This window comes from Streptomyces sp. NPDC045778 (genome assembly GCF_056431945.1).
The window spans coordinates 1-7088 of the sequence record NZ_JBWKJZ010000073.1; the positions used below are offsets into that span (position 1 = coordinate 1).

General features: G+C 71.3%; 9 protein-coding genes. 7 read left to right on the forward strand and 2 right to left on the reverse strand.

Annotation, left to right across the window (positions count from 1 at the left end):
- Positions 1-126: 126 nt before the first annotated feature.
- Together AC07GB_RS39660 and AC07GB_RS39665 are read right to left on the reverse strand one after the other, a co-directional pair.
- Positions 127-648 carry a DinB family protein gene (locus AC07GB_RS39660; protein WP_478854435.1) on the reverse strand — a complete coding sequence of 174 codons (522 nt, stop codon included), beginning with the start codon at positions 646-648 and terminating at the stop codon, positions 127-129.
- A gap of 69 nt (positions 649-717) precedes the next feature.
- On the reverse strand, positions 718-1368 hold the full coding sequence (locus AC07GB_RS39665; protein ID WP_478854440.1) for an AAA family ATPase: 651 nt from the start codon (positions 1366-1368) through the stop codon (positions 718-720).
- A gap of 150 nt (positions 1369-1518) precedes the next feature.
- Here AC07GB_RS39665 and AC07GB_RS39670 point away from each other — a divergent pair, with 150 nt between their 5' ends.
- From AC07GB_RS39670 to AC07GB_RS39700, 7 genes are all read left to right on the forward strand, one after another.
- Positions 1519-2187, forward strand: coding sequence for a hypothetical protein (locus AC07GB_RS39670; RefSeq protein ID WP_478854442.1), 669 nt, complete (start codon positions 1519-1521; stop codon positions 2185-2187).
- Entirely contained in the window at positions 2184-3230 is a 1047-nt protein-coding gene (locus tag AC07GB_RS39675) for a hypothetical protein (protein WP_478854444.1), read from the forward strand. The genes AC07GB_RS39670 and AC07GB_RS39675 overlap by 4 nt, the downstream gene beginning before the upstream one ends.
- Positions 3231-3465: 235 nt before the next feature.
- Positions 3466-3777: a hypothetical protein gene (locus AC07GB_RS39680; protein ID WP_150512492.1), complete on the forward strand. Its 312-nt coding sequence runs from the start codon at positions 3466-3468 to the stop codon at positions 3775-3777.
- Positions 3774-4985, forward strand: coding sequence for a putative T7SS-secreted protein (locus tag AC07GB_RS39685; RefSeq protein WP_478854446.1), 1212 nt, complete (start codon positions 3774-3776; stop codon positions 4983-4985). Before AC07GB_RS39680 ends, AC07GB_RS39685 begins: the two co-directional genes overlap by 4 nt.
- A 2-nt stretch (positions 4986-4987) precedes the next feature.
- On the forward strand, positions 4988-5623 hold the full coding sequence (locus AC07GB_RS39690; protein WP_478854448.1) for a hypothetical protein: 636 nt from the start codon (positions 4988-4990) through the stop codon (positions 5621-5623).
- An 8-nt stretch (positions 5624-5631) separates the two neighbouring features.
- Entirely contained in the window at positions 5632-6321 is a 690-nt protein-coding gene (locus tag AC07GB_RS39695) for a hypothetical protein (protein ID WP_478854450.1), read from the forward strand.
- On the forward strand, positions 6318-6971 hold the full coding sequence (locus AC07GB_RS39700) for a hypothetical protein (protein WP_478854452.1): 654 nt from the start codon (positions 6318-6320) through the stop codon (positions 6969-6971). Before AC07GB_RS39695 ends, AC07GB_RS39700 begins: the two co-directional genes overlap by 4 nt.
- The last annotated feature ends 117 nt before the right edge of the window (positions 6972-7088 follow it).

The window sequence follows — 7088 nt, forward strand, 5'->3', positions numbered from 1 at the left end:
GAGGGATGGTGTGGGAGGGGGAAGACACTAGCTGTCGGGGGAGTGGTGGTGTTTTTGGGGGGGGGGGGGGGGCCCCCCCCACGCCGCACGCGTCCTGACCCGCCTTGCGGCGGCCCTCCGGGGCCGCTACTCCCCCGTGACCCCGTCGATCCGCTCGCGCAGGAGGTCGGCCTGGCCGTTGTGCCGGGCGTACTCCTCGATCATGTGGATGAGGATGTGCCGCAGCGAGTACGCGGTGCCCTCGTGCTCGCCGGTGACCTCAAGGGACGTCGCCGCCGCCACCGTCGCCCGGGAGCGGTCGCACTCCGCGCGCCACACCCGGAACGCCTCATCGGGGTCGGCGGTGTCGACGTCCCACTGCGCGGACCCGTCGCCCGCGGGCCCCTCCCAGTGCGGCTTGTCCGGCTCTCCCAGGAACACGCACCGGAACCAGCCGCGCTCGACCTCGGCCAAGTGCCGCACCAGGCCGAGCAGGCTCAGCGAAGAGGGGGGAACGGCCCACCGCCGGAGCCGGTCCGGGGTAAGGCCCGCGCACTTGAGGGCGAGGGTCTCGCGCTGGTAGTCGAGGAAGGCACTGAGCATCGCGCGTTCGTCGGCGACACCGGGCGGCTCAGTCCGGGCATCTGTGTGACCGTCATCACTGGGCATCGCCCCATCATGCCCAGTCCGCACCTCCCCCACCAGTACGCGCGCACGGCCCCGCGCCACGGGTCCGGGTCAGTCGAACCTCATGTGCTTGAGGCTGGTCAGGGCCCGCCGCGCCCGCCCCCGCGCCGGCCCGTCCGTGTTCGGCAGCAGGCGCAGCCCCGCCGACCGCGCGATGTGCTCGGCGACCCCTGACACCGGTGTGGTGTCGGTCCACACCTGCTCGGCGAACTCGGGCCCCCGCAGCCGCTCCAGGCACAGGTCCAGCTTCCGGACGGCGAAGGACTCGCGCCGCAGCGCGGCCTCCCGGCCCGCGACGATCTTGAGGGCGTGGCCGAGGCCGCGCTCGCTCAGCCGCTTCAGGACGGTGCGCCGGTCGGCGAGGAGCGCGAAGTGCCGTACGTCGTGGCCGCGTTCGCGGAGTCTTCCGACGGTCTCCTGGAAGTAGCCGGGCTCCACGACGGTCATCGGCACGATCACGGCCCCGGGCCGCGCGCCCGTGCCCTCGCTCCTGGTCAGGGCCAGGTCGAGCATCTCGTACACCGCCTGCCGCCACACCGGCAGGTCCTGGAAGTCCCCGCGCAGGGGCGGTGGCAGCATCCGGTGCAGGCCGAACCCGACGTGTTCGGGGTCGCACACCACGCTGCCGGGCAGCCGCCGCTGGATCTCGTACGCCGTTTGTGTCTTGCCGCCGCCGAAGGGGCCGTTGAGCCAGAGAAGCATGCGGCGAGATTACGTGGGGGGACGCTTCAATTCCGCCTGCTTTCCCCTCATTCCGCCCCGCTGTAAGGCAGTTCACTCTGGCGAAACCACGCGCCCCGCCCTTAGCGTCATGGCCCTTGACCGCACGCCTGCCTCATTCGGGAGTCGACCGTGAAGCGCCGTATTTTGCCCGTTGCTGCCGCGTTCGCCGCGACTGCGGCACTTCTGCTGACGGCTTGCGGCGGCGACGACAGTTCCGACGGGGCCAAGGACGACGGCAAAATCGCGGGGGCCGACGAAGCGGGCGGAAAGAAGAAGGGCACCCCGTCCGCGAGCGCGCCCCAGGACGGTTCCGCCGGCCGCCCGACGGCCGAGCCGCCCGCCGACGTGAAGAACGTCTTCGAGAGCTGGAAGACCGGCGATCCGGTGAAGGACGCGGCCCTCGCCGACACGCGGCGCCGCATCAACGCCACCGACGCGGCGATCGCCGACGGCGCGTCCGAATCCGCGGCGATTCCCTTCTACTACAAGGGAGAGGCCCTCGTCGGGGCCTCCGAGTGGATCTCCGGATTCAAGAAGGAAGGCCTGTCCGTCACGGGCACGACGCGTTATTACGCGCCACGGGTCACACTCCACGGCGAAACCGCGGCCGGCATTCAGTACTGCGCCGACGAAAGCAAGGCGTACACCAAGAACCGAAAGACCGGAAAGCCAGACAAGACGCCTGTCACCGACAAGTCGTACGTGCTCTACAACACCCGTCTCGACAAGAACAAACAAGGCGTCTGGCAGACCACGATGCTCGGCTCGCAGAGGGGGAGCGCGAAGTGCACGCCATGATCACACGCAGGTCGTGGGCGGTGGCCGGAGTGACGGCCGCCGCCACGCTGCTGCTGGTGCCGGGTCCCGCGCACGCGGACAAGTCCCCCGGCGGCGGCTCCCAGGGGAACTCCGGCGCGGACGGCTGGCGCGAGGGGCAGGACATCGTGTCCGTCATCCGCTTCTCCGGCGCGACGCGCGGCGACGGCGGGGGCGGTGGCTCGGGTGCCCTCAAGCCGGTCGGCGACTGGTCCCCGCCCGCCTGCTGGTACGAGCCGCGCACGGCCGAGCAGTTCCGCGACCAGGTCGAGCGGAACTACGAGAGCACCGTGAACTTCCCCGGCCAGCACAGCTACGCGAAGGCGGCCGTCGCACAGTTCCGCGACAAGTACAAGGACGGCGAGTACAAGAACTACAACCTCAAGGAGAAGGACAAGGGCAACTGGTGGGTCGCCGTGCGCGACCCGGACCGGTGGCTGGAGGACGCTGCGCAGAAATGCGACAAGGAGCCCTTCTGGGTCGAGAACGGCGATACGCCCCCGGTGGAGAACGCCCTCACCCCCCAGCTCCTCGCCGAGCTGGCCTACAACCGGCTGCGCCTTCCCGACACGGAGGTCAGCCTCGCGCCCGAGGACACCACCAAGGTCAACCTGCCGACGTGGGCATGGCTGGACAAGGCCGAGTTCAAGCCGGTGTCGGTGACGGCCTCCGTCGACGTGCCCGGGCTCGACCTGCGGGCCACCACCACGGCCCGGCCCGATGCCCTCCGGCTCGACCCCGGCACGGCCGACGCCCGCACACACCCCGCCTCCGGCGAGTGCGCGCCCCACGACGACGGCTCCATCGGCACGCCCTACCGCAAGAGCAGGGCCGACGAGACCCCGCCCTGCGGCCTCACGTACCTGCGGTCCTCCGGCAAGGGCACGTTCAAGCTCCAGGCCACGATCACCTGGAAGATCAGCTGGACAGGAACGGGCGAGCCGGGCCCCCACACCCTGCCGAGCGGCACCTTCGGCGCGGACCAGCCGGTGACGGTGGAGGAGGTCCAGTCGGTCAACCGCTGAGGCACGGGCGCGACGGCGGAATTGTCCGGGGCCCTTGGTCGGAGGGAAACAAATTGGCGACAGAGGCGTCCGGTTCGGGGGAGTAAGTCAGGGCATATGACGCCCTGTTGCGACGCACCTGTCTGGCGAGATCTCGATGCTCGCGGATACGTTATTTCCTCTTGTCCGGGCCCTCGTACCACCGCTCGGTCGGGGGTCCGTCAGCGCATACGGGACGAACAGCACGGGGGTGCCGATGAGTGACAGGACGCGAGCGGATCTCGGGATGATCCGGGACTGCTCGGACGCGTTGTTCCGGATTCACCGGGAGTTCAAGAACAACAGCAACCCGGCGGACGAGTACGGCGACGCGCTCGGCAGCGAGAAGCTCCGCGACGTCTTCGACGACTTCTCCGGCACGTGGAAGAAGACGCGCAAGAAACTGATGGAGGACATCGAGAAGCTCGCCAAGTTCACCGACACCGCGGCCGACACGTACGACAAGGTCGACCATGAACTGGCCGAGGCCCTCCGCAACGCCCGCAAGGAAGCCAAGGGGAAGAAGTGACGCGCCCGACCGACTGGGAACCGCTGCACGACGGCGATCCCGTTCCCGGTGATCCGTATGAGGTCGCGCGGCTCGGCAAGGAGCTGCGGAACATGGCCGACGAGATCGACAAGCAGGCCCGCAACATCAAGGCCCTCTCGTCGGTGGAGAGCTGGGACAGCGACGCCGGGCGCGCCTTCCACGAGATCGCGGACGGCACGTCGGGCCGGCTCAAGCGCTCCTTCGAACGGTACGACGAGGCCGCCAAGGCCCTGGGCACGAAGGTCGTCGAGGGCGACACCGAGTCCAAGGAGTACGCGAGCGAGCTGTACCGCGCGCAGAAGGTGGCCGACAAGGCCCTGGAGAAGTACCGCGAGGCGCGCTCCGAGCAGAAGACCGCACTCGGCGACCTGGACAAGTACAAGGGCACCGTGCCCAGCAAGGACGACGTCGGGGACCGTACGCGCCTGGAGAAGAAGCGCGACGAGGCGATGAACGTCATCCGGGACTGCCACGGCGAGATCGCGCGCGCGAAGAGCATCCGCGACGACGCCGCGAGCGCGGCGGCGAAGCACATCAAGAACATCATTCACCACGACGGCGTCCGCGACCCCGGCGGCTTCATGAACTGGCTCGCCGATTGGGCCGACCGGTTCTCGAACCTGTCGGCGATCTTCGCGATCCTGGCGGTGATCTGCACGTTCGTTCCGCCGCTGCAAGTGCTCGCCCCGGTCTTCGCCGCGCTGTCCGTGGTGTGCAGCGCGGCGGCCCTCGCCGGGCACGCGTACGACATGTTCAAGCGCGGCGGGAAGCTCAACCTCCTGAAGCTGGGCCTGGACGTGCTCGGTGTCATGCCCGGCCTCGGCGCCTTGAAGGGGTTCAGCGCGCTCAAGGGCCTGAAGGGCCTGTCGAAGCTGCGCGGCGTGCGCTTCAGCGGCATGGGCGCGCTGAAGGGGGTCGGGTTCAAGTTCAACAACGGCATCGCCGTGAACCTCACCAACAAGGTCCTCGGCCTGGCGAAGAAGTCGCCCATCGCCGGCGAGAAGATCACCGCGGGGATCAAGGCGGGCGGCTTCGGCGGCGCCCTGTACAAGATCTTCACCGGCAAGGACGGCGCCCGCACCGGCGACCCGGGCGACCCGGTGAAGCCGACGAACGTGCCGCGGCCCTCGCCGCGCCCCGCGCCCACGCCGTCGCCGACGCCGTTCCGCACCGCGATGGCGGGCTAGCCGTGGCCGCGGCCCTGGACGAGCGGCCCCTCGGGCCCGGTGAGTACCGGGCCCGAGGGGACATCGTCCGGACGCTCGTCCCGGGCGCGGTGCTCGCCGCGGTGCCCGAGGCCCGCGCGGCCGCCGAGGCCGAGGGGCAGCGGCTGCGCTTCGACTTCCTCGACGACACGGCGGTCCTGGAGCTGCTGCGCCTTCGCCACCTGGACGAGGCGGCGCTGCACCGGGCCGGGACGCGCCTCGGCGTCCCGACCGCGCTCGCCGCCTTCGCGCTGTTCGCGGGCTGGGGCGCCTACGTCCAGCACTGGGAGCCGGGCCGGGACCAGTACCTGTACTACGGCGTGTGCGGCGTGGCCTGCGTCCTGGTCGTCGTCCTGTACGCCGTCACGCTGACCCGGCACTGGGGCAGCCGCCCGCGCCAGCGGGTGCGGGCACGGGCCGCCGCGTACCGCAGGATCGCGCACCTGGCCCGCGACGGCGGGGCCGCGCTGCCGGACGCGTACCCGCACTACGGCCCGTATCCCTTCGCGGCCCGCTACCACCCCGAACCTGATGACAACGCCGACGCCGGCGACCTGGACATGCCCGTAGACCGGCGCGGAGGACCGCCCGGCGCGCCCGATGGGAAAGGCCCCCGATGAGTTCCGTGGTGTCCGAGACGACCGAGGTCGCGACCGCGGCCGGCGGCGAGTTGTTCCACGTCCGGTGGATCATGCCGGAAGGGTTCTTCGAACTCCCCACGGAGGCCGAGGACATCGACGACCTCGCCGCCAAGCTCATCGACCTGGCCAGGGAGATCCAGCCCAGGTCCACGCCTGAGATGCAGTACCTGTGGGCCGCCATGGTCGGTTCCACGTACGACGAACTGGTCGACGCCGGGGTCCAGTACGCCGGGTTCGTCGTGACCGAGGTCGACGACGTCCGCTGCACGGCCAATGTGTCCGTCGCCCTCGCCGACCTGCCGGACGAGACCCGCTTCAGCCCGGTGGAGGGCACCGCCCAGGCGCTGCGCGCGCTCGGCCGGGGCGACGTGGAGGAGCTGTCGCTCCCGTGCGGGCCCGCCGTGTCCTGGATCGGCGCGCGGCGCGCGGCCGTGGACGGGTCGCTCACGCCGTCCGGCGAGGAGGAGCCGTTCTGGACGTCCTTCATCAACGTGCAGGTGCCGCTGTCCAACGGCACCGCCGTGGTGCTTGAGATGTCCACGCCGACGATGGAGGGCTGGGACGTCTTCTCCAGCATGTTCGCCGGGGTCTGCCGGAGCCTCCAGCTCTTCGACGCCGAGGGGAACCCGGTGGACAGCAAGGGCCGTCCCGTCGACATAGGTGAGGGTGCTGAGTGACCGGCACGGATGCGGGGACGGAGCGGGCCGGGGCGGAGGCGCCGCCCGGAACGGAGCGGACCGGGACCGAGGCCGGGGCGCCGCCCAGAACGGAGCGGACCGGGACCGGGGCCGGGGCGCCGCCGGAGGACTACCGGCTCCTCGTCCCCCGCGACTGGTTCCGCATCGACCTCACGCTCGACCGCTGGCGGCCCCAGCTGAAGACGTACGTCGACCGGCAGGCGGCCCGGCGCCGCATGTCCGCGCGGGCCGCGCAGGGGCTGTGGGCCACGCTGCGCAACACCGCGGAGCGCGGCGTGGCGCAGGGCGCCATGGAGCTGTTCCTGCGCTCGGAGGTCACCGGCGCGGGCGCGGCACCGGCCACGCTGCTCGTGTCCCTGCTGCCCCTGTCCGCCGAGCTGTACGCCGCGCCGGAGGACTTGGCGCGGAGCATCGCCGAGCGCCGGGAGGCGGGCGCGGAGGTGACCGTGACGGACCTTCCGGCGGGCGAGACGGTTCGCGTGACGACGGCGACGACCCTCGACCTGTACGTCAACATGCCCGCCAATTCGGGGTATTTGCTGCTCGCGTTCTCCGTGCCGCTGAGCGGCGTGGAGAGCCCGATGGGCGGCCTGTGCGAGGCGATCGCGTCCTCGCTGCGCTGGATCTGAGCGCCGGTCGCCGGTGAAAAGGGGCGGGGGGGGGGGGGGGGGGGGGGGGGGGGGGGGGGGGGGGGGGGGGGGGGGGGGGGGGGGGGGGGGGGGGGGGGGGGGGGGGGGGGGGGGGGG